Here is a 23337-nt window from a genome sequence, read left to right on the forward strand (position 1 = left end):
GAAAGAGTTTGCGGGATGTTTGCCACACCGGTAGTTTTTCCCGAGTTTACCATGGAGATCTGTATGAAGAATATTGTTCGCGTCGGCTTGTCTGTTCTTACCCTAATTCTGTTCACCGCCCCCCTTTCCGCCAAGGAACTGCTCTCCATCGACAGGATCATCGAGTATGCAGCAGGCGCCTCGACGGAAAAGTATCCCGACTCGGACGATGTCCTGCTCGATGATTTCACCCAGATCCAATACCAACCCGACGGTACGTCGGATTCGTGGAGCGACACCGCCATCAAGATCCTCACCGAAAAAGGCAAGCGCGACAACCGCACCCTCTCGCTCGGGTTCGACGTCGCATACGGCACGAACTATTTCACCAAGGTACAGGTCATCAAACCCGACGGCTCCGTGAACGAAATCGATACCGAGATCAACAGCAAGGTCATGGTTGACCCGAGCCAGATGGGATCGAACATCTACAACCCCAACTCAAAGGTGCTTCGGCTTTCCGTTCCCGGACTGGAAATCGGCGACACGCTACGCTACATCGCCCACCGCATACGAACGAAGACGGTGGTCCCGAATGTGTGGAGCGACTACCAGGTCTTCGAACACTCCAGCCCGATCGAGCGCACCACCTACCAGGTGATCGCCCCGAAGGAGCGCCCGCTCGTGAAGACCGCCCTCAAGGCCGAGGTGCCGGGCACGGTGACCTATCACGAAATGAAGAGCGAGCAGAGCGGGCAGATCGTCTACACATGGGAAGTGCGCGATGTTCCGCGCATGTTCGACGAACCCAACATGCCCACGCGCTATACCGTTGTCCAGCGCCTGCTCGTGAGCACCATGAAGGAATGGGAAAACCTGTCGAAATGGTATTGGGACTTGTGCAAGCCTCGCCTGGAAGCCACCACTCCCGAAATGGAGGCCAAGGCCAGGGATCTCGTGAAGGACTGCACCTCAACGATGGACAAGATTAAGAGCGTCTTCAACTTTGTCTCGCAGGACATCCGCTATATGGGCATCACCACCGAAGACGAAGCCCCCGGCTATGAACCGCACGATGTCTCCATCACCTTCGAAAACCGCTACGGCGTTTGCCGCGACAAGGCGGCGTTGCTTGCCGCCATGCTGCGCATCGTGGATGTCGAAGCCTTCCCGGTCATCATCATGGCCGGCCCCAAAAAGGATGAAGAGGTTCCGCAAGCCTTCTTCAACCACGCCGTAACCGCCGCGCTCGACGACCATGGTGAATATGTCCTGATGGACCCAACCGATGAAAACACCAAGGACATCTTCCCCTCCTACCTCCAGAACACCAGCTACATCGTCGCCCGCCCCGAAGGCGAAACGCTCCTCACCGCCCCCACCATTCCGGCCATCGACAACCTGCTGGAAATCACCTCCACCGGATCGCTCGATAAACTGGGCAATCTGGAAGCCCAAAGCAAACTGGTCTTCGAAGGCATCAACGACACCGTCTACCGCGGCTACTTCTCGCGCATCAAGCCCGAGGAACGCCGCCGCTTTTTCGAAGGCCACATCAAGAAATCAATGCCCACCGCCGAGCTGCAATCGTTCGAAATCCTCCCGAAGGAATTGCGCGACACCTCGCAGCCGATGACCATCGAACTCTCCTACACCGCCGACAACCTGCTGATCGAAGGCGAGGCAAACAAGATGCTCAACCTGCCGCGCCTCGGCGGCTCCCTGGGCTACGCCAACTTCCTCCTCGGCCAGACCGGACTCGAAAAACGCAAGTATCCCCTCTTCAACCGCATGACCGCCGGCATTCGCGAGACCCTTGAACTCGCAGTTCCCAACGGCATCGGAACCATTAAGATTCCCGAATACGAAAAAATCGCCTCCGAAGACCTGACCTGGAACGTCGAAGTCGGGCAAGCGGACGGCAAGGTTGTTGCCACCAACACCTTCCTGCTCAACACGGTGGAGTTTAGCCCGGAGGAATACCTGGCGCTCAAAAAGAGCCTGAAGGAAATCGAATACAACCTGCGCAAGAAACTCATCCTCGATCTCCCCGCAGCCGGCAATCAAATTGACTCCGATGTCCGCATCCTCTCGAGCGAAACCGTCATCGAACTCGAAAGCCCGACCCAGTGGAAAGAAACCTCCCGCTCCAAGATCGAGATCCTCACCTACGCGGGAAAGAAAAGCAATTCGGAGATCAAGCTCACCTACAACCCGGCATGGCAGGACATCAAGCTGACCATGGCAAAGGTCACGCAACCCGATGGCACGGTCAAGGAAATCAGCGAGGAGGAAATCAACATCATGGATTCAAGCTGGGTCGCCTCCGCCCCGCGCTATCCGGCATCGAAAATCCTCGTGGCCAACCTGCCGGGCGTCGAGATCGGCAGCATCCTGGAATACGAGTTCATCTCGACCGTCGACGGCAAGCCCTTCTTCTCAACCGGCAAGACCTTCAACGGCCATGAACCGGTCGATCGCAAGACATTCACCGTGTCGGCCCCCGGCTCCATCGATCTAGCTATCCGCAACAACGGCGTGGCGGAGAATAAAACCGAAAGCGAAGGAACCATCACCTACACCTGGAGCGCGGCAGACGAACCCGCCGTCAAGGTCGAGGAGGCATTGCCGCAATGGCACACCTTCAATCCCTCGGTCTTCATTTCAACCGGCAAATGGAAAACGTACGGCAACGAAATCCGCGACCACCTCCTTGCGGCATCCAAGGATCAACCAGCAACAGAGGCGCTCGCCAAGCAACTCACCTTCGGCATCCGCAGCGAAAAAAACAAGGCCATCGTCATTCGCGACTGGGTGGCAAAGAACCTGCGGGCCGCCGGCCCGGCACTCACGAGTCTGCCGCTCTCGGCCATTACCCCGGCCGACCAAACGCTCATCGACCGCTACGGAAACAATGCCGACCGAATGGTCGTGCTCTACACCTTGCTCAAGGCGGGAAAGTTCAAACCGGAATTCGTGCTATCCGGAGCCACCTCCTTCATCCCCGAAGAATCGGCACCCACGCTGGAAGTGCCTTCGCGCAACGCATTCAACGCGGTGCTCGTCAAGGTGGATGTGGACGGAGAAACCCTCTACATGAATGGTTCGTCCCAATATGCCGAACTCGGCACCTCCAGCTACCACCGCCGCAACATGCTCGATCTCGACAACGGGGATATTGGCAAGGTCCAGGTCGCTCCCGGCAAGGACGACCGCTCACGCACCGTCTACGAAATGAGCATCTCGGAAAACGGACAGGTCGGCCTGACGCAAAGCACCATTGAGCAAGGAACCGCCTTCGCAGGGTTCCATCAGGGCTATGCCGAAATCACCCCCGAAAACCGTCGGCGCCACTATCTCGAGCTGGTTTCCGGCATATCGCAGTCGGCCAAGGCCGCATCCGATCTGATCACCGACTTTGAAAGCTATCCCGGAAAAATGGAATACTCCGTCGTTGCCGACCGCTACGCCGTGGCCGATGGCGACTACCTCTATTTCACCGTGCCCGGCGGACTCGGCGGCCTGCTGAAATACCGTTCCAACGAACGCACCCTGCCGCTGGCCTGGAACAGCCATGTCGATAGTGTCATCGAATACAACATCGTCCTTCCCGATGGTTATGAACCCGTCATCATGCCCAAAAAGTTTTCGTGGCAGGCGCCCAAGGGGGCCGGCATGGTCGAGGTGGCGGTGGAATATTCCGAACGGGCCAACGCCATCCGCATGGTGCACATCGCCGACCTCAAACCAGCGCTCATTCCCGCCGAAGCCTTCCCGGAAATCGTCGCCGCCTCCAAGCAGCTCGCCCACCCCGACATGCGCACGATTCTGCTAAAAAGAAAATCGTCCTCGTCCTCCTACATCGAACGCTCGTCCTCGAATCGATAACGAGGAAGCCCGACCGGACATACTTGCTTGTTCTTGCTTGAGCGCGCTATTGACCTGGGGGCAAGACCACCCGGAAGCCCACGGTTCTGGGGGCGAAGCCCGGGCGGTTGAAGAAGCGATTGGCCGCGCGGCAGAGGTTGGCGGAGTTGCCATAACAGCCGCCGCGAAGCACGCGGCGGGAGCCCGAAGACGCCCCGCGCGGATTCGACGAGGGCGAGGTGCCATAATACGCGCCGTCGTACCAGTCCCCGCACCATTCCCACTCATTGCCCGCCATCTCGTACAGCCCGTAGCCGTTCGGCGCGAAAGAACCCACCGGACTGGTGTATGGGGAAACCCCGTCGTGGTAGGTGGGGTGGTCGCCGCGCGTGGAGCTGGCGTCGTAGCTGTATGAAGTGGAACTGATATAGTTCGCCCGCGTGTGCTGAATGGTGTCGCCCCACGGGAAGCGCTTGCCGGAAAGGTTGCCTCGTGCGGCCTTTTCCCACTCGGCCTCGGTCGGCAGGCGGTAGCCGTTGGCGTTGTAGTTGCAGCTCCAGGTCGACAGGTTGTAGCACGGCGTCTTGTTCTCCTTTTCGCTCCGCGCGTTGCACCATTTCACCACATCGTACCAGCTCACCGTATGCACCGGATGGTTCGACGCCTTGCCCGACCCGGCATGGTCGAAGCTGTAGCCGTTCGCAATGGCCCATTTGTACACCTCGTCCCACTGCGCCTTCGTCACCTCGGTCTTGCCCATGTAAAACCCATTGACATAAACCGAGTGGACCGGTTGGGCAGACGACAAGCCATCAAGATTGTCGCCCATGCTGAAGCTGCCGCCGGGGATGTAGGCCATGCCTTCGGGCGGGCTAAGATCGATGATTTTTTCCGAAGAGACCGCTCCGGTTGAAACCAGCTGGACAAAATCCACCCAGTTGCTGGTTCCAATCAAGTCATACGCCCGCTGGAGCTGGTTCGTCACCCCGGCCACACCGTTCGACCACGTGATGGTCCCCGCCATCAGATCGAATTGCGTGATCACCGCATTCGATGGACTCGATATCCGGAAAAACGCCGCGTCATTGGTTTGTCCGAAAACCCCGGAAACCGCACACCAAAACAGAAACAAACCTATCCGCATCTTCTTCATGGAAACCCCCTGTTGGTTTACGGCATTTCGAATAAAGAAAACCAAATCGCAATTATTATTTATGGAAACTTAATCTATTTTCCTTCCGTCAAATGGATTCCAAATGCCTACCCCAGCAGAGCCGGAACCAAATTTTACCACCCGGTTGCCGCTTCGCTGCCGTCGCTTCGCGCCAGCCTCACTTCGTGTCGCTAGAGAGCACCGAGACACAGAGAACTCCATCCCTCTGTGCCTCCGTGTCCTCAGTGGTAAAAAAATCCGTCGCCGCGAAGCATCATTTTCTGAAAGAAAATAGGGAGCAACGCGATCGATTCAACATGATAGGATTTGAATAGAGAGGGACTAATAGGTCCGACTGGAAACATAGGAGCAACAATCCCCTTGGTTCCCCGTCCCGATTCAATTAATAATGCGCCATGGTAATGACGACGGACAAGTTGATGAAGGCAAGGCAGATTCTGGAAAAACACCCCATGATCCTAGCCGCCTATCTCCATGGATCAACAGCCAAGGGAACCGCCCGGCAGGACAGCGACATCGACATCGCCTTGCTTCCGGAACCGGGACATCGGTTGCCGCTAAGGCAGCGGCTGGAATATGCAGCGGAATTGGAAGCCCAACTCGGTGCCGCGGTAGATGTTGGTGAACTGAGTTCGGGCAATGTGGTTTATGCCAAGGAAGTCGTTGCCCATGGCCGCGAAATATTCACGCGCAACCGTTTCAAATCCGATCTGTTCATGGCTACCAGCCTAGCCATGTATGCCGAACTGCAACAGCAACGCAAGGAGGTTCTGGATGCCTACACCGCCTAACGATGTCCTGCTGAACAAGGCCGCAATCATTGAGCGCTGCATTCGCCGCATTAAGGAAGAGTATGCCGCATCCCCCGACCTTAGGAACCAAACCCATGTGGATGCCCTGACACTGAATATTGAACGTGCCTGCCAAGCGGCGATCGACATGTCTATGCATCTTGTTTCGACCGGACATCTTGGCCTTCCCCAAAACAGTGCCGAAGCCTTCGACCTCCTGCGCAAAGGTGACTTAATCCCGACCTCACTAGCTAAATCCCTCCGGGCGATGACTGGATTTAGGAACGTTGCGATCCATGAGTATCAGGAACTGGATACGGACATCCTCCACTACATCGCGCGGGAAGGCTATCTGGACTTTGTCAAACTGTGCACTGCACTAGGCATGACGATTGTTGCCCAACCCGGCGGAGCCGGAACCAAATTTTACCACCCGCTCCGCTAGAGAGCACCGAGACACAGAGAACCCCATCCCTCTGTGCCTCCGTGTCCTCAGTGGTAAAAAAATCCGTCGCAAACATGATAGGATTTGAATAGAGAGGGACTAATATGAAACTCCACTGGCTACAACATGTCCCGTTCGAGGGACTCGGATATATCGAAGAATGGGCAAACGCCAACGGGGCGCAGCTTTCCTGCACCCGGTTGTTTGCCGGAGAAACACCCCCGGGAATCGACTCCTTCGACCTGCTGGTTGTCATGGGCGGCCCGATGGGCATTTACGACCATGCCGAACACCCGTGGCTCATCGCCGAAAAGGAATTCATCCGGCAATCCATCGATGCCGGGAAAAGGGTACTGGGCATCTGCCTGGGCGCACAGCTGATGGCCGATGTTCTCGGCGCAAGGGTCTACCCCGGCCCGCTCAAGGAGATTGGCTGGTTTCCCATCGAGCGCTCGCCGGATGCACCGGAATTGATTCCCCAAAAGCCAACCGTCTTCCACTGGCACGGCGACACCTTCGACATTCCGCAGGGCGCCATTCCGCTGGCCACCAGCGAACCGGGCATCAACCAAGGCTTTATCCACGGCAACAAGGCCATAGGACTCCAGTTCCACATGGAAACCACACCGGCAAGCATGGAGGCCCTGATCAACAACTGCGGCCACGAGTTGGTCGAAGCCCCCTACATCCAGTCCGCCAACCAAATACGGGATGGCCTCCGCCATATCCCATCGATAAACACCGCCATGAAAAACCTGCTGGACGCGCTTACCCACTAAACCCGCACCCCTCCCAAGCTCTTCACGTCCAAGAAGTATATCATCCAACCACCACGATCGTGGTGGTTGGATGATATACTTCCGGGATGGTCCGTTTCCGTGATTTCGTATCGACCCGACGGTTGACATGACCACGTCCACATTGTTACTTTAAATGACAAATTAGGGGTTCACTATGAAATTTGGCATTATCGGACTCGGCAACATTGGCCGTGTCCACGCAAAAAACATACAGGATGGATTGGTCGGCAACGCCGAACTCGTGGCGGTTGCGAACCAACCCATTGAATCAATGGATGATTTCAAGGCACAAGGCATTGCCTGTTTCGGGGATGCGTCCGAGCTTATTGAATCAGGACTATGCGATGCCGTGATTGTGGCGCTACCCACCCACCTGCACGCGCCGATCGGCATCCAGGCGCTGGAAGCCGGCTTGCATCTGATCATGGAAAAACCGCTCGCCTGCCATAAGGCCGAGGGCGAGCGTATTCTTGCGGCGCGTCAAAGCGAAAGCCAAACCATCGGCCTGATGATGAACCAGCGCACCCACCCTTGCTATGTGAAGATCAAGCAGTGGATTGATGCCGGCGAAACCGGCGAACTGCAACGCGTTTCATGGACGATGACCAACTGGTTCCGCCCGGAAATCTACTACCAGTCCAGTCCATGGCGCGCCACTTGGAAAGGCGAAGGCGGCGGTGTTTTAATGAACCAGTGCCCGCACAATATCGACGTATTGCAATGGCTGGTTGGCATGCCGTCCAATGTCAGGGCCCAATGCTCTTTCGGTAAATACCATGATATTGAAGTAGAGGATGAAGTGAATGCCTACTTCGAATTCCCGAACGGTGCCACCGGGCAATTTTCCGCCAGCACCGGCGAGGCCCCCGGAAGCAACCGGCTCGAAATTGTCGGCGATCTCGGCACCATCATCACCGACGGCAACGAAGCGCGGCTACTCCGAAACAGCGAATCGGTTTCGGGGTTCAGCCGCCGAACGGATGAAATGTTCGGCGCACCGGAAACCACTGAAGAGGTCTACCGCCCAACGGAAGCGGTCAACCAACACGCCGCCATCCTCAACAACTTTGTGCAAGCCGCCAACGGCGAGGCGGAATTGATTGCCCCGGCCGATGCCGGCCTCGAGTCGCTGCAGCTGGCGGGGGCCATGATTTTTTCCACCTGGATCCAGGATGAGGTTTCATTGCCCCTCGACAGCATGGCCTATGAAAAGGCGATTCTGGAAAAAATTGCGCAGTCGAAACCCCGCGAAGTGCTTCAGACCGCAGCCAAAGTAGACATGTCGAAATCATACCGGTGACCCCCAAGCACACTTGCGCAAGTGTGCTTGAGCCCACCGACCCCAACCAGGACACAACCATGAGCAAAACACAGATTTCCAGCGGCGCCGACTATGCGCCGACCGCAGAAGCCGAAAAAGTCGTTGAGCCGGGCGAGTTTGTCTTTGCCTCGGCCTTTCTGGACCACGGCCACATCTATGGCCAAACCAACGGATTGAAGGATTCGGGCGCAACGCTGAAATGGGTCTACGATCCCGACCCTAAAAAGGTGGCGGACTTTGTTGCAAAGAACCCCGAAGCGCAGGTGGCCGAATCCTACGAACAAATCCTGGAGGACCCGGAAGTCAAGTTGGTGGCCTCGGCTGCGGTTCCGAGCGAGCGCGCGGAAATCGGCTTCAAGGCCATGAAAGCGGGCAAGGATTATTTCACCGACAAGGCGCCCTTCACGACGCTCGGGCAGCTCGATACGGCCCGTCGACTGGTGGCGGAAACCGGGCAGAAATACATGGTTTACTACAGCGAGCGCCTACATAACGAAGCGAGCATGAAAGCGGGTGAGCTGATTGCCAACGGCGCGATCGGCCGTGTATTGCAGGTGATCAATCTCGCGCCGCATCGGTTGAGCAAGTCGATCCGTCCCGACTGGTTTTTTGATAAGGAAAAGTATGGCGGCATCCTGACCGATATCGGCTCGCACCAGTTCGAGCAATTCCTGCACTACACGGGCGCAAAGGATGCAACCATCAATTTTGCGCGCGTCGAGAACTTCAACAATGCCGACACGCCCGGGCTGGATGATTTCGGCGAAGCCTCGTTGACGGCCGACAATGGCGCATCGTTCTACTGCCGCCTGGATTGGTTCACGCCCGACGGTTCCCCCGTCTGGGGCGACGGGCGCGTTTTTGTGGTGGGAACCGAAGGCACGCTGGAAGCGCGTAAATACATGGATGTCGGCCGCAAGGCGCCGGACAGCCGCATTTTCCTGACGACCGGGGACGAGGTGCAGGAAATCGAGTGCTTCGAAAATGTTGGCTTCCCCTTCTTCGGCGAGCTGATTCTCGACTGCATCCACCGCACCGAAAACGCCATGACCCAGGAGCATGCCTTCAAGGCCGCCGAGCTTTCGCTCCAGGCACAGGCCATGGCCGACCGCTCGTAAGCGCGCCCCCGTCATCGAGGCGGATGCCCCTTAATCAAGGAGCGGCGGCCTCGCCGACGGGGTCGTCCGCGTTGCGGTTCATGAAATCGCACTTCTGGACATCCTCGGCCTTGAGCTGCTTGGTTTTCACCGGCAGCCACAGTGACGTGGCGGGAATGTAGGTGACGACCATCAACGCGGCGATCATGGCGCCGAAGAAGGGAAGCAACGTCCCCGTAACCTTCGCAATCGTGGTCTTGCCCACCCCGCAGCCAATGAACAGGCAGGTACCCACGGGCGGCGTGCAGAGGCCGATGCAAAGGTTGGCGATCATCATGATGCCGAAATGGACCGGGTGCATGCCCAACTGTGAAACCACGGGCAGAAAGATCGGCGTGAAGATCAGCACGGCCGGAGTCATATCCATGAAGGTGCCGACCACGATCAGCAGCAGGTTGATCGTCAGCAGAATGATAATCGGGTTTTCGGAAAGCCCAAGCAATGCGGCGCTGACCGTCTGGGGAATGTTGGCCATGGTCATGATCCAGCTCATACCGGAGCTGGCGCCGATGAGTAGCATGACGACAGCGGTGGTGATGCCCGTATCGAGCAGGATTTGCGGCAGTTCCTTCAGCTTGATTTCGCGGTAGATGACGACGGAAAGCAGATAGGAATATACCACGGCAATCGCGGCCGCTTCGGTGGCGGTGAAGACACCGCCCAGGATACCGCCGATGACGATCACGATCAGCAGCAATGTGAAATAGGCCCGCCGGAATGTCTTGAAGCAGGCACAGCACACGACAGACCAGATCAGGAACCAGATGATCCCGTTGGGCAACATCCAGAATCCAAGATCCATCAGACCTTTCTGCGACAAAATGATCTGGATGATCATGAGCGCGATGACGGACGTTGCAGCAATGGGCTTCCAGCGGGGCATTTCCAGCGCTTCGCCCTTGTAGCCCTTCATGATGGAAATGACGCCGCCTACGAGCATGATGAAGAGCCCGGTGATCAGGCCGGGCAGGAAGCCCGCCATGAACATGGCGGCGATGGAAACCGAACCGGCGGCGACCGAATAGACGATCATAATGTTACTGGGCGGAATCAGCAGGCCGGTTGTGGCGGCCGTGGTGGTGACCGCCACGTTGAACTCGCGGCCATACCCCTTGCGGTTCATTTCGGGAATCATGAACCCGCCGACCGATGAAACCGCGGCGGCGGCCGAACCGGAGATGGAACCGAACAGCATGCAGGTGAGCGTGTTCACGTAGCCCAAGCCCCCGGGCAGCCGGCCCACGAGCGTGGCGGCAAAATCAATCAGGCGCCGGGCAAGCCCGCCCTTGCCCATCAAGTGGCCGGAGAGAATAAAGAAGGGGATGGCGAGCAGGGCAAAGCTGTTTACCCCGTTGGCCATTTTGGCCGCCACCATGACCGTCGGATCGGATCCGTCCGCCAAGATCGCGAAAAAGGTGGCCAGCGCGATCGATACCGCAATCGGCACGTTCATGACGAGCAGCAGGACAAAGACAACCACTAGAACAAGAGCAACGGTTCCCATTATTCACCCTCCCCAACCGGTGTCACCAGCGTCTCAACGAGGTTTTCAATGGTGTAGATGATCATGAAAACCCCGGCAATGGGCAGCGCCAGATAGACATACCCCATTTTCCAACCCAGCGCGGGCGTGGTCTGCTCCATGGTTAGCGCGTCGGCCACGACACGGCCTCCTCCATACACAAAGATGGCCGCGGCGAAGAAGAGCACCACCAAGTGCGAAACGATGGCCATGAGCCGCTGGGTTTCCGGATGGAATTTTCCGACAAAATAATCGACCCCGAGATGCCCCTTGGTTCCGAAGGCGACGGCACCGCCGAGCAGCGAAACCCAGACGAGCAGAAAGCGCGCAAGCTCTTCCGTCCACTTGGTCTGTTCCCCCAGCACGTGGCGGGAGAACACGCCCCAGACCACATCAACGACCAACAACGCAACGACAATAATCAATACGAAGTTGAGCGCGGAGGTCATCCACTTTTTAAATTTCAGCAAGCCCTCCAGCATTACTTGACCTCGGAAATCTGTTTCAGCAGTGCGCGGACTTCAGGATTTGGGATTTCCGCAAGCATCGGCGCAACCCGGGCGGCAAAGGCGGCGGTGTCCACTTCGTAAACCTCGACGCCCTCTTCCTTTGCCTTTTCCAGAGCAACCACCGTTTCCTTTTTCCACAGCTCGCGCTGGAACTCCGAGGACTCGTCGGCGGCCTGCTGCACCCAGGCCTGCACCTGCGGGTCGAGTTTTTCCCATACCTTGGAACTGATCAACAGCATGTCGGGAATGCGGGTGTGCCCGTCGAGCGTGAAGTGCTTGCACACCTCGTAGTGCTTGTTGGAGGTAAAGCTGGGCGGATTGTTTTCCGCGCCATCCACGGTGCCCTGCGCAAGGGCGGAATAGAGCTCGCCCCACGCGATCGGCGTCGGCGCCCCGCCCATGGCCTTGACCATATCCATGGCGGTCTTGGAATTCATGACGCGGATCTTAAGCCCCTTGAGATCCTCCGGCGTGCGGATCGGCTTTTCCTTGGTGTAGAAGTTCCGGCTTCCGCCATCGTAATAGCAAAGTCCGCGAAGGAATTTGGATTCGCCCTGCTGCAACATACCCCGGCCAATTTCGCCGTTGAGCACGCTCCAATAGTGCTCCGAATCCCGGAACACATAGGGAAGCCCGTAGACGGACATTGCGGGGATGAAATTTTCCATGGCGGCGGCCGAGGTTTTCGTCATGGCCAGTGCGCCGTTTTGCAGTTGCTCGATGCACTGCGTTTCGGAGCCGAGCACCGAGCTCGGATAGATATCGACCGTGACCGATCCACCGGAAAGCTCTTCAATCCGTTGTTTCATAAACTCCATGGCCTTATGCACCGGATGTCCGGTATCCAGCCCATGCCCCAGCTTCAAGACCATCTGGCCCTGGCGGCCGCCCCTCGCCTGCTGGCCACGCAAATACACTGAAAATCCGGCGGTCGCCAACATGGCCCCTACCAGGATTCCCCCCACAAACATGGATGTCGCTTTATTCATAAAACCCCTTTCAAAACATACATTGATACTTATTCAAACGTTTGAGGTCAAGATCTTCTCATCCTCCGAACGCATGACCCGCGCTCCGCTCAGGGGCGCTCGAGGATCATGCCTATGGCATCGGTTTCATAGTCGCAGAAGTTTCTCCACGGCGCACCGCCGAGCCACATCAGCACCTTATGGCCTCCGCCGGCCACGACGATCGGGCGGATGTTCCTATGCGTGGAATCGAAGGTCAGCTGCTTCCACTCAATGGAGCCCACATCGTCGTTGGCTCCGATTTTCGCGGCATAGATTTCGTGGACACCTCCGAGGCTCTTGCCGGTCTTTGGATCGACGTCCGTGGAGATGTAGACCCTGGTCGGGTCGGTCGGATCAAAAGCCAGGAGGCCCGTGTAGCTGCTCTCCCGGGGATAGAGGCAGGTGCCGCCAAAGGCGATTTGGCGGTCGTTCCACTTTGTGCCATCCCAGGAGGCGATGCGGTAGTGGTGGTCGTCGTGCGTGTGGTAGACGGTGTAGCCGATGTGCGGGTTCCCTTGCGCATCCTTTTCAATTGCAACCGTCCAGGCCGCATTGGAAACACTGTGGTTGTTGCCCTTCCATTCCTTGATCTCGCTGCCTTTATAAACCTTCTCCGCCTGAACGGTTACGAGCGGGCCATCCGACAGCTCCTTGATCGTTGTGCCATCGACGTTATAAAAGGTCCCGTTCCGGAACTCCGCATAGTACAGGCTGTTGCCGTACTGGCGCGGATGGGCGTCGGTGAACGAAATGCCGACCGTGTTTTCATCCACCTGGTGGTAACGGGCATACGGACGCTGGCGGCTTCCGATGTCGTGCGTGATGAAGTGCGTGTAGTTCCCCCACGTCTCCCCGTTGTCCGACGACGTGATGAAGGCCGGATTGAAGTTCTGGCCATCGCGGAAGAAGCAGTAGAGCAGCCCTTCGTCCTTCATGGTGTAGAGGTTCATATAGGTCGCACCGCGCTTATCTTCGTAGGTATGATGAAATTCCTTGCGCGCGCCCCACTTCAGATAATCCTTCGGATCGGAAATGTGGTAGTGGTGGATCTTTTCCTTCCCGTGCTTGGCATAGACCGTCAGCAGGCTGCCGTCGGGACGGACATGGAACACCGGGGAATCGTGGTCGTCGCGCTCGAACTTGGGATAGAGCACGGTTGAACCAAGAAGCTGGTCGGCCTTCAGATCATAAACGCCAACCTTGGCATCCCCGTTCTTCCCACTGATGCCGCCGACCACCAGCTTGCCGTTATGGATGATCGCCCGCGGATCCTCGTACCAGCACCAGCCGGTATCCTTCATGAAGGTGGTCAGCTGATTACCTGACTTTTTTCCAGAGGCCTGCTTGCCCGCCGTAGCCTTGGCGAAGGCGGGAACCTCGCCTCCCACCAACTTGAAGACCTCGGAACCGGCGGCAAGGAATGCGCCGATGCCATACACCTCGGTCTTGTCGCCGAACGACTCGCCCGGCGCCGCCCCGACCGGTTGCACCCAGGCCAGCATGCCCTCGGGTGTCACGCACGCGGTCAAGGCATTCCACGCCTTGAGCACCACCGGCTCATAGGTGGCGCGATCGAGCAACCCGTTGTTGATGCCCCACGCCATGCCAAAGGTATAGAACGACGTACCGCTGGTCTCCTTGTTCGGATAGGCTTCGGCACCGCCGAGCAGTCCCATGCTCCAGGTTCCGTCCTCGCGCTGGCAGTTCTTCAGGCTCTTTGCCATTTGCTTGTAGAGGTCGATGTAGAACGGCCGCCCTTCCCACTCCTCCGGCAGGTCGGGAATCATCAAGGCCAGGCCTCCAAACACCCAACCGTTTCCGCGCGCCCAGTAAAGCTTGCGCCCGTTCGCCTCGCGTTTCTTGAAATAGGAGGAGTCGCGCCAGAAGAAATGGTCGTCCTTGTCCCACAGCAGGTCGTAGGTGGCATGGTATTCCTGATCCATGAAATCGAGGTATTTTTTCTCGCCCGTCACCTTGGCCAAGCGCGCCCAGACCGGCGGCGCCATGAAGAGCGCATCGCACCAGCCCCAGCGGTTATGCGCATCCGTCGGCTTCGCCTTCCATTCCAACGTCCCGGTTTTCGGATTGGCGAGGATCCAGTCAAATTGCTCCTGGGTCGGTTTCAGCATCACTGGATCTTTCGTCTCTTCATAGAGGGAAAGATAAAATTGCCCGACCGTGTGGTCGTCGGCATTGTACGGGCGCTTGAACAGCTTCCAGTCGTTGCGTTTCCCGATCTTCATCAGGAAGGCCTCCGCGTCGGGATCGCCCGAAACCTTGCGCCATTGGTTCATTCCGGCAAAGAGCGCGCCGTTGTGCCATTCGAGGTCGTGCCATTTGTTGGCCGTCCGCCTAACGCCCCACTCGGAATCATATTTGGGATCGTCTGGATTGGCATGGTACCTGGCAATCGACTTTTTCGTACCGGCGCTCTGCGCGCGATACTGGAGCTGGTCTTCAAACGTTTCAATCTGCCAATCGGCCACCTTCTTCGTCAGCTGCGCCACCTGCTTCGGCGTCGGCCGTCCGCCGCTCACCATTTTATAAACCTCGGTCCCGGCCGCAAGGAAGGCCCCCACGCCATAGACCTCCGACTTGTCGGGATAGGACTCGCCCGGTGCCGCGCCGACCGGCTGGACGTGACCCAGCAAACCATCGTCTTGAACACACGCCGTAAGCGCCGCCCAGGCCTTGAGCACCACCGGCTCGTAGGTTGCCCGATCCAGCAAACCGTTGTTGATGCCCCACGCCAGCCCGTGCGTGAAGAACGACGTGCCGCTGGTTTCGGGAATCGGATAATCCTTAGGATCGCCCAGCAGCCCCATCGACCAAGTGCCGCCATCGCGCTGGGTGTTCCTCAGCGTTTCCGCCATCTGCTTGAACGTTTCGATGTAGAACCGCCGGCCCTCCCAATCAGCGGGCAGGTCGGGGATCATCAACGCCAGGCCGGAAAAGACCCAGCCGTTGCCGCGCGACCAGAAAACCTTTTCTCCATTGGCTTCGTTTTTCACGAAATACCGGGAGTCGCGGAAAAAGAGATGATGCTCCTTGCTCCACAGCAGGTCGTAGGTGGCATGGTATTCCTGATCCATGAAATCGAGGTATTTCCTTTCGCCTGTGATCCTGGCCATGCGCGCCCAAACCGGCGGCGCCATGAAGAGCGCATCGCACCAGCCCCAACGGGTATGGGCATCCGTTCCCTTCTTCATTTCCAACGACCCGGTTTTCGGGCTTGCCAAAATCTCATCGAAACGCGCCCGCATCGGCGCAATCTTTTTCGGATCGGGCGAATCCTGGTAAAGCGCAAGATAGAAGTGCCCGACCGCGTGGTCATCCGCATTGTATTTACGATTATGCGGCTGCCAGTCGTTGCGCTCGCCGATCATGCTCAGCCAATCCGTGTAGGCCTGGCCATCGTCCGCGACCTTCCGCCATTCGTTCATGCCCGCATAAAGCGCGGCGTTGTGCCATTCCAGGTCGTGCCATTTTTTCGCAAAGGTTAGCGTATACCAATCCGGTTTGAATTCCGGATCCTTCCTGGCCCGCTCGAGCTTCTCCCGTTTATCGGAAGCCACGGCGCGATACTTCACCTGATCCTCGAAGGTTTCCATCTGCCAATCGGCGACCTTTTTCGTGACCGCCTTCACGTCGCCCGGCGTTGGTTTTTCCACTGCAAAGCAGCTGCCCGCCACGGCAGCTGAAAGAATCATCATCACATAACACTTCATCATCAATCCCTCAAAGCGTAGGCGAGTTCCGCGAACTCGCTCCGCGATCATGGATCGCGGCTACATACTCCGCGATCATGGATCGCGGCTACATTCCCTGGAGCCTATCCCCTACTTCAAATCCCCAATGGCAATATGATCCATATCATCAAAGCGCTGGTTTTCGCCGCCCATGCCCCAGCAGAAGGTATAAGCCTTCGTGCCGCAACCGGAGTGGATCGACCACATCGGCGAAATCACCGCCTGTTCGTTGCCGACCACAATATGGCGCGTCTCTTCACCCGGCCCCATCATATGGAACACCTTCGATGCTTCGTCGAGTCCGAAATACATATAGACCTCGGTGCGGCGTTCGTGCGTGTGGCATGGCATGGTGTTCCAGACCGACCCCGGCTCCAGCGCCGTGAAGCCCATCACCAACTGGCAGCTCTTGATGCCGTTCTCGTGGATGTACTGGTAGATGGTGCGCTTGTTGGCATCTTCCACCGAACCGAGCTCGAGCGCATTGGCATCGGCCTTCTTCGCCTGCGTGGTCGGATACTCGGCATGCGCCGGATAGGAGATCAGGTAGAAGCGCGCCGGCTCTTCGCCGCTGACGCTATCGAACACAATTTCCTTCGATCCCCGGCCGATGTAGAGGCCATCGAGGTTTTCCATGGTATATTCGGTTCCATCGACCGTCACCGTTCCGTTGCCGCCAATGTTCAGCACGCCCACTTCCCGGCGCTGGCAGAAATAGTCGGAAGCGAGTTCCTTGCCGGCCTCCAGCTTCAGGCTTCCAACGGTTGGAACCGCGGCGCCAACAATGGAACGCTCCACTTCGCAATAGAGCAGGTTGATCGTTCCGGTTTCAAAGAGGTTAACCAGAAACGCTTCGCGCAGCTCATCGGTGGTCATCCGCTTATATTCGTTTTTTCCAACAGTGTATCGTACGTCCATAATTCTACTCCGTATTGATTATTGCGTACTGCGTATTACGTATTTCCTAATACGCAGTACGCAATATGCAGTATATATATATATTAAAACTCCATGCTCATCATGATTTCACAATCATATTCCTGGTAGCGCCTGTATTCACCCGCAAACCAGAAGAGGGCGTTTTCCTTGCCGCGCACAATCACGGGGCGCAGGTGGTTGTTCACCGGGTCGTGCGTCAGCTGTTCCCACGTCCAACCCCTGGAAGTTTTCGAGCCTTTGAACAACTGATAGACCCGCTTCGGCAACGGTTTTCCAGAGTCTGGAAAAACATCGGCCGCAATGATGATCTCCTGATCATTTTCCGGATGCAGCGCAATGCCGCCGGCATAGTGCTGCTCCTTCGGATAAAGATTGCTTCCGGCAAATGCGATCTGTTCGCACGTCCACCGGCCATCCGAAAAACGGGCCGTCCAGTAGCGCATGTCCGTGCCCATCTGCCCGCTGGGCGATGAGATAAACGCACCGAACGGTTGTCCTTTGGAATCATATTCCAGATCCCACACCCAGCCGCGGCCGTTCGGGGTCGAGCCGTCGAACACCAGCGTCCCCTCCTCCGGCGTCATGGGATCGGCCTTCAGCTCTTCCAATGTCCGGATAACCGAACCGTCCGACCGGCGGAAGGCGCCATCGGAATAGAACATGTGATACACATTGTTCTGCGTGCAAATGCGTGGATGGCCGTCGGTGTAAAGAAGATCGATGCGGTTGCGGCCGTTCGAAGCATACTTGATGTAAGGCCGGTCGTTCCCCTGCCCGATGCGAATCAACTGGATGGGCTTGCTCCACGATTCCGCTTCGTCGTCGGAAAAAACAAAGTGCGGATTAAAATTGTTGCCCCGGAAAAAGTTGTAGATCCGGCCGTTCTCATCCTCCACCCGATGCAGATTCTGATAGCTCAAGCCCCGTTTGGTTTCCACCACCTCGAAGCTTTGCTCATCGCTGGCCTTGGCTTCCTTCCACTGCGAGAGCGTCAGTTTGCGTTGATAGAACGACTTGGTCATGTTGTGCGTGCCGTAGCAGGCCAGCAGACGCCCATCCTTCAGCGGGAGGAATGCGGCATTGTTGTGGTCGTCCTTTTGTTCCCTCGAGCTGAGCACCATCTCCTTACGGGCATGGGCGCTGGGCATCTTTTCCAGGCCGAATGCGGTCAGCGCGGTCTTTCCATCGCTCTTCACATAGCTCGCATAGAAGACCCCGTTGTGGAACACCACGCGCTCGTCGTTATACCACGTCCATGCGCCGTCGTCGGCCACGGAGCGCGGCTTAAACGGCCTGAGGATCTCCGCCTGCATCTTTTCCAAGGGTTGGAACTTCAGCATTTCCACTCCGGCCAGGATGAAGGCACCGACGCCATAATCCTTCGTATCCTCGGCTCGCGCCTCGTGGGGCGACCCGGCCACCAACTGGCACCAGCCCAACCGGCCTTCCGGCGACACGCAGTCCACCAGACCGCACCAGCCACGCATCACTACCGGCTCAAAATATTTGCGCGGCAGCCAGCCTTCGTTCACGCCCTTGGCCAGGGCATAGACAAAGAACGCGGAGCCGGTCGTCTCCTTCATCTGGTGCCACTCCGGATCGTTGACGCACGGGCGCCAGAGGCCGTCCCCGCCTTGGTACTTCGCGAGGCTGTATGCGAGGTCGTTAAACAGTTCGATATACTTTGGCCGCATCGGATCGTCTTCGGCCAAATAGGGAATCAACCTCGCCAGTCCGCCGATCACCCAGCCGTTGCCACGGCCCCAGAACACCTGTTTTCCGTTGGGCGTTTTGAGTTTTTCGGTCTGCGCCTTGCTGTTGCGATAAAAGAGCTGCTCATCCCGATCGTAGAGGAAGTCGACCGAGTCCCAGTAGAGTTTATGCAGCTGAGCGTAGTAACGGGCATCGCCCGTTGCCTTGCCCATGCGGGCATAGACCGGCGGCGCCATGTAGAGCGCATCGCACCAGCTCCAGATGTTGCGACCGATGAACGGCTTGTCCTTCTTCTCCCAATCATGAAGCTCGCCCGGCTTGATCACGTCACGATCCAGCAGCGGCTCGAGCTTCGCCTTCAGGTTGGCCATCTTTTCATCGCCGCCCTTCAGGAACCAGATATCGAGATAGGTCTGCCCCGGGCAGACATCGTCGGCATGAAACTCATTATTGATATCCCACTCCGAAGCGTCGCTCCACTTCAGCGCTTGCTGCAGATACCATGCATCTCCGGTCTGTTCAGAGGCTGCCACAAACGACGAGAAAAACGTTCCAACCAGCCAGTTTTTCGTCGGGATGTTTTTCCCGTACAACCCCAGCTGATACTCCGCCGCTGAGCGGATCGTCGATTCAATCGTCTCCGACCGGAACGCATATTCGTCCAGCTTCGAATATGGCTGCGCCTCTACAGAGGTTTTAGCCACAAAAAAGCACAAAAAAGCACAAAGGAAACTTCCGACCGTCACTACAGCCCCTTTGAAAAGTCAGTCAGGTACGTGTTCCACTCCTTGGACGTTTTGATTTCGCCGGCCTTTTTCCAGCCGTAGCCAGCATAATACTCCAGCTGCCCGGCGGCGTCGGTTTTGGTGATGATGAGCGCATGGTCTTCGAGCGTCTTGCCGGTTTCCAAAAGCTGGAAGTCTGCGATCCGCTTCGGATCAATCACCACGCCCGTTCCCAGCTCCGAATCATCCATCGGTTCCCAGATGGCCATCCACCCTTTTTCCAGATCCTTGGAAACCAGATCCGTTTTATGATGCCGCACCAGCCCGATGGCAATCGGAAGGTCTGCCGCAATCTTGCCGTTCTTCTTAAAGGTGGAGGTGGATTTAAACAGGCGATCGCCCAGCTTGATGGAGATTTCCTTCTCTTCGGTGTAGGTGTCGCCGCCGACCTTGTATTCATAGCTCAGCACAAAGACGGATTCTTCCGGGGTGCACTTGATGACCTTTGAATCGGTGAAAACATTGGAGATTTCCATTTTTCCGTCGATCCAAAGCGCGAGCCCGCCACAGCCGCGGGAGGAGCCCACCTTGTAGGGATCGTATCCTTCGCCATGATCCTTGTGGTAGGACTTGCCCTCGGTGTTTTCCTTATACCACTTGTTGACGATCGGATAATCAACGCGCTTGAGCCAGCAGTCGAACCCACTGTCCTCGCCCTTTTCTTTCAGCGCCGGGCCATAGGCGCGGAAGGCGATCTTGTCGTTCTCCCACGCGAAGTCGTCCGCGCGCTCCGGAACAAAGCGGCAGAAGGTTGCAGGTTTCGGGGTCTCGGCGCATGCGGCAAACACAACCCCCAGCAGCGCCACCAACGGAATAAGGATTTTAGTTTTCATAGTCCCGTAATTTACTCCGCTTTTTCCGGAACGCAACGGGCCGATTCAACTTTTGCCAAAATTGTTCAAATATGAACTACACCATCGGCGCGGCGCGGTGGCAGAGCTGGATGGCCAGTCCCCATGGATCGCGCAGCATGGCAAGGGTGTCGCCATGGGGCGTGGCATCCATCGTCAGCAGGTTTGCGCCTGCATCCATCAGGCGCTCGATGGCCCCCTCGATGTCGTTGCAGATGAACGCCAGATGCAGGATCAGCGGATCCATGGAGGCATAGTCGGGGGTTTCGACCGCGGGGTTGTTGTAGATTTCGATCATCACATCGCCCGTTTCGTCCGCCAGGAAACGAACCGGGACAGGCGCGTCCGCTGAACGCTTAACCGTAAAACCGAAGTGCTCCACGTACCATGCGGCAACGTCCGCCGGTTCCTCAACCTGAAATGCAAAATGTTCGATTTTCATACTTATTCCTTTTTGGCAACCCTTGGAGCAAGAGTGATTGAGAGCAACCTAAATTTCAGCATTTTTCACGGCGGAGTTAGCAGCGATGAGCAGCTTCCTCATACCCCCCTTAAGCACAACCATTTTGGGGCGTTGGCCTGCAGAGTCCACGTCCGCCCACGTTCCATCGGTTCGCATCGTATCCAGATGGCGCCCGACCACGGTATCGCACGTGAACTGTTCGATGCATTGTTTACGGACGATTTCTGCATCGTTCGCAGGGGCCGTAAGGCAGGACAGAAGCAAAGCACATGCAGCAAAGGTATTCTTTTCCATGATGGTGCAATTTGCTCCGATTCAATTCCCACCTCAACTTTTGCGTTCAAAAAATTTTACTTTGATTCAAATATGGACAGACTGCACCCATGAACAAATACCACATCCCCAACCTTGGGAAGGCGTGCGAGGTGCAGGAGCTCATCTCCAATACGCCCGGCGGATGCTTGTTGAAGGACATTTCGGCCAAACTGGATATCCCCCGAACGACCGCGCTCCGCATTACCCAAACCCTGCTGGGAGCCGGCTTTCTTGCAGCAAGCGAAGATGGAAAGCTGACGCTCGGAACCACGCTGGTGCAGATTGGCGTGAAGGCGCTCGACAACCTCGATATCCGCGGATTCGCCCGCCCCGCGCTCCAGGCGCTCTCGGCCGACACAGGCGAATCGTCGCACCTCGCCATGCTCAATGGCGACAAATCGATGCTCGTCGAAGTGGCCGACAGTCCCCACCCCGTTCGCATCGCCTCGCGCCCCGGCACCCTGGTGGAGTTGCACTGTTCCTCCACCGGCAAGGTTTTCCTGGCCTTCAGCATTCCCGAGCCGGGAACGTTTTGCCAGACGCTCGAGTTTACCCCGCACACCCCAAACACGGACACCACGGTGGAAGCCGTGCTAGCCAGCATCGAACAAACCCGCAAACAGGGTTATGCCATGGACGAAGAGGAATATGTCCTCGGCGTACGCTGTATTGCCGCGCCCGTCACGAACGCCTTTGGCAAAACCATCGCCGCCGTCGGCATCACCGCCTCCACCAGCACCTTCACCAAGGCAAAGATTTCCACCATGGCCACCAAGATCAAGGATGCGGCGGCCGAAATTTCCGCAAACATGGGCTTCGAGCACTAGAACCTGGGCCAACACGGCGAGCGGTGCGAAAGGTGGAAGGAGTGCCCCGCCACGGATGGGCGAGCACACGCATTCCCCAACCAACCGCTTCAATCCTGCCCTTCAAGAGAAGCATCATCGACTCGAAGCCGGGAGCAAATCATCATACTTGCATAAGTATGATATTCACTATTTTTTTGGGTTTACTTAGATTTTTATGGGAGCAATCCATAGCTCATGTGCCAACGGCACATTTTTCCCCACACAATTCCACGAAGAACCTTCTTTTCAAGGATCGGAACCGGTCCCTCCAAATGTGGAGCGGGTTTTCTTGCCTGCTCATGGCCGGGATGGGCAGACAGGAAAGCCTGCCCGCGTGGCGGCGGGCGGCTCGGATGGAACCTCGCCCTCCACACAGAGTCTTGAGATTCATGAACCTAAATGCGGGAAAGGAATCACCACGAAACTTTTGCCTCCATGGACGGATCAAAAAAAAAGCCACCCTGTTCAAGGATGGCCCATGTTGTCTTCCGAAAAGATCCGTCTACTTTTCCGGTTTGACGTCGGCAATGAGTTTCTTGACGTGCGTGACGTAGGCTTCGGGACCGCCGGCCTGGTATCCGGTCTTAGCCACGGTTTCCCCATCGGGTCCGAGAATGAAGACGGTCGGGAATCCGCGAACGCCGAATTTCTTGGACAGCTCCTCGTTCTGCTTCTGGAGGGCGCTGCTTTGCTTGGACTTGTCGCGCGGGAAATCGGCCAAGACCAGCACCAGGTTGTCTTTTGCATAATCCTTGAAAGCCTGCTTCGAGAAGACCTCCTTATCGAGCTTGATGCACCATCCGCACCAGTCGGACCCGCTGAAATCAATCAGGATGTGCCGTTTTTGTTCCTTTGCCAGCTCCTTGGCTTTTTCAAAGTCGGTCATCCAACCGTCCGCCGCAAACGCCCCGGCGCTGATTGCCACCGCCGCTATTACCATCAACCATTTCTTCATGCTGCCCTCCTGGGGGGATTAGTATTTTTCACCAAACAACCGACTGCCAGTTCATAAGATACATCATTAACGACAGCCTATCGGGCAATATGTTCATTTGCGATACAAAAAAAAGCCGCCCCGAAGGACGGCTTTTTTTGCAAC

At 57.0% G+C, this 23337-nt stretch carries 18 protein-coding genes; 7 read left to right on the forward strand and 11 right to left on the reverse strand.

Translation table 11 applies throughout. From position 1 onward, the window contains the following. Positions 1-63: 63 nt before the first annotated feature. Entirely contained in the window at positions 64-3867 is a 3804-nt protein-coding gene (locus tag E9954_RS11250; RefSeq protein ID WP_168442174.1) for a DUF3857 domain-containing protein, read from the forward strand. A gap of 46 nt (positions 3868-3913) precedes the next feature. On the opposite strand, the gene E9954_RS11255 is transcribed toward E9954_RS11250, so the two are convergent. Next, positions 3914-4999 (reverse strand): formylglycine-generating enzyme family protein, encoded by a 1086-nt coding sequence (locus E9954_RS11255; protein ID WP_136079266.1) that lies wholly within the window; start codon positions 4997-4999, stop codon positions 3914-3916. A 440-nt stretch (positions 5000-5439) separates the two neighbouring features. On the opposite strand from E9954_RS11255, the gene mntA reads away from it, so the two are divergent. The 5 genes from mntA (at position 5440) to E9954_RS11280 (ending at position 9495) form a co-directional block, all read left to right on the forward strand. Then, a complete protein-coding gene (mntA, locus tag E9954_RS11260; protein WP_168442175.1) occupies positions 5440-5811 on the forward strand; it encodes a type VII toxin-antitoxin system MntA family adenylyltransferase antitoxin in 372 nt (123 codons plus the stop codon). Continuing rightward, complete coding sequence (gene hepT, locus E9954_RS11265; protein ID WP_136079268.1) at positions 5795-6256, forward strand: type VII toxin-antitoxin system HepT family RNase toxin; 462 nt, start codon at positions 5795-5797, stop codon at positions 6254-6256. The genes mntA and hepT overlap by 17 nt, the downstream gene beginning before the upstream one ends. Positions 6257-6360: 104 nt before the next feature. Next, the gene (locus E9954_RS11270; RefSeq protein WP_136079269.1) at positions 6361-7035 is read left to right on the forward strand and encodes a type 1 glutamine amidotransferase; all 675 of its coding nucleotides are present in this window, start codon (positions 6361-6363) and stop codon (positions 7033-7035) included. A 175-nt stretch (positions 7036-7210) separates the two neighbouring features. Next, the gene (locus E9954_RS11275) at positions 7211-8356 is read left to right on the forward strand and encodes a Gfo/Idh/MocA family protein (protein WP_136079270.1); all 1146 of its coding nucleotides are present in this window, start codon (positions 7211-7213) and stop codon (positions 8354-8356) included. 59 nt (positions 8357-8415) lie between these two features. Beyond that, entirely contained in the window at positions 8416-9495 is a 1080-nt protein-coding gene (locus E9954_RS11280; RefSeq protein ID WP_136079271.1) for a Gfo/Idh/MocA family protein, read from the forward strand. A 34-nt stretch (positions 9496-9529) separates the two neighbouring features. Here the strand turns inward: E9954_RS11280 and E9954_RS11285 are convergent, their stop codons facing one another. The 9 genes from E9954_RS11285 to E9954_RS11325 form a co-directional block, all read right to left on the reverse strand. Next, the gene (locus E9954_RS11285) at positions 9530-11038 is read right to left on the reverse strand and encodes a TRAP transporter large permease (protein ID WP_136079272.1); all 1509 of its coding nucleotides are present in this window, start codon (positions 11036-11038) and stop codon (positions 9530-9532) included. Then, positions 11038-11526, reverse strand: a complete 489-nt coding sequence (locus E9954_RS11290; protein ID WP_222847152.1) for a TRAP transporter small permease — start codon at positions 11524-11526, stop codon at positions 11038-11040. The genes E9954_RS11285 and E9954_RS11290 overlap by 1 nt, the downstream gene beginning before the upstream one ends. A gap of 11 nt (positions 11527-11537) precedes the next feature. Continuing rightward, entirely contained in the window at positions 11538-12554 is a 1017-nt protein-coding gene (locus E9954_RS11295) for a TRAP transporter substrate-binding protein (RefSeq protein WP_136079274.1), read from the reverse strand. An 89-nt stretch (positions 12555-12643) separates the two neighbouring features. After that, positions 12644-16306, reverse strand: a complete 3663-nt coding sequence (locus tag E9954_RS11300) for a glycoside hydrolase family 88 protein (protein ID WP_222847153.1) — start codon at positions 16304-16306, stop codon at positions 12644-12646. Positions 16307-16414: 108 nt separating this feature from the next. Further along, a complete protein-coding gene (gene kduI, locus E9954_RS11305; RefSeq protein WP_136079275.1) occupies positions 16415-17242 on the reverse strand; it encodes a 5-dehydro-4-deoxy-D-glucuronate isomerase in 828 nt (275 codons plus the stop codon). Between the two features lie 83 nt (positions 17243-17325). After that, complete coding sequence (locus tag E9954_RS11310; protein ID WP_168442176.1) at positions 17326-19680, reverse strand: glycoside hydrolase family 88 protein; 2355 nt, start codon at positions 19678-19680, stop codon at positions 17326-17328. Positions 19681-19721: 41 nt separating this feature from the next. Further along, positions 19722-20594, reverse strand: coding sequence for a DUF4861 family protein (locus E9954_RS11315; RefSeq protein ID WP_136079277.1), 873 nt, complete (start codon positions 20592-20594; stop codon positions 19722-19724). Positions 20595-20670: 76 nt separating this feature from the next. Beyond that, the gene (locus tag E9954_RS11320; RefSeq protein WP_136079278.1) at positions 20671-21054 is read right to left on the reverse strand and encodes a VOC family protein; all 384 of its coding nucleotides are present in this window, start codon (positions 21052-21054) and stop codon (positions 20671-20673) included. A 48-nt stretch (positions 21055-21102) separates the two neighbouring features. Next, a complete protein-coding gene (locus tag E9954_RS11325; RefSeq protein ID WP_136079279.1) occupies positions 21103-21369 on the reverse strand; it encodes a hypothetical protein in 267 nt (88 codons plus the stop codon). 89 nt (positions 21370-21458) lie between these two features. Between E9954_RS11325 and E9954_RS11330 the strand changes: the two genes are divergently transcribed. After that, entirely contained in the window at positions 21459-22217 is a 759-nt protein-coding gene (locus E9954_RS11330) for an IclR family transcriptional regulator (protein WP_136079280.1), read from the forward strand. A 523-nt stretch (positions 22218-22740) separates the two neighbouring features. Here the strand turns inward: E9954_RS11330 and E9954_RS11335 are convergent. After that, positions 22741-23193, reverse strand: a complete 453-nt coding sequence (locus E9954_RS11335) for a thioredoxin family protein (protein WP_222847154.1) — start codon at positions 23191-23193, stop codon at positions 22741-22743. Positions 23194-23337 lie beyond the last annotated feature (144 nt).

The sequence above is a fragment of the Pontiella desulfatans genome, assembly GCF_900890425.1.
Taxonomy (GTDB): Bacteria; Verrucomicrobiota; Kiritimatiellia; order Kiritimatiellales; family Pontiellaceae; genus Pontiella; species Pontiella desulfatans.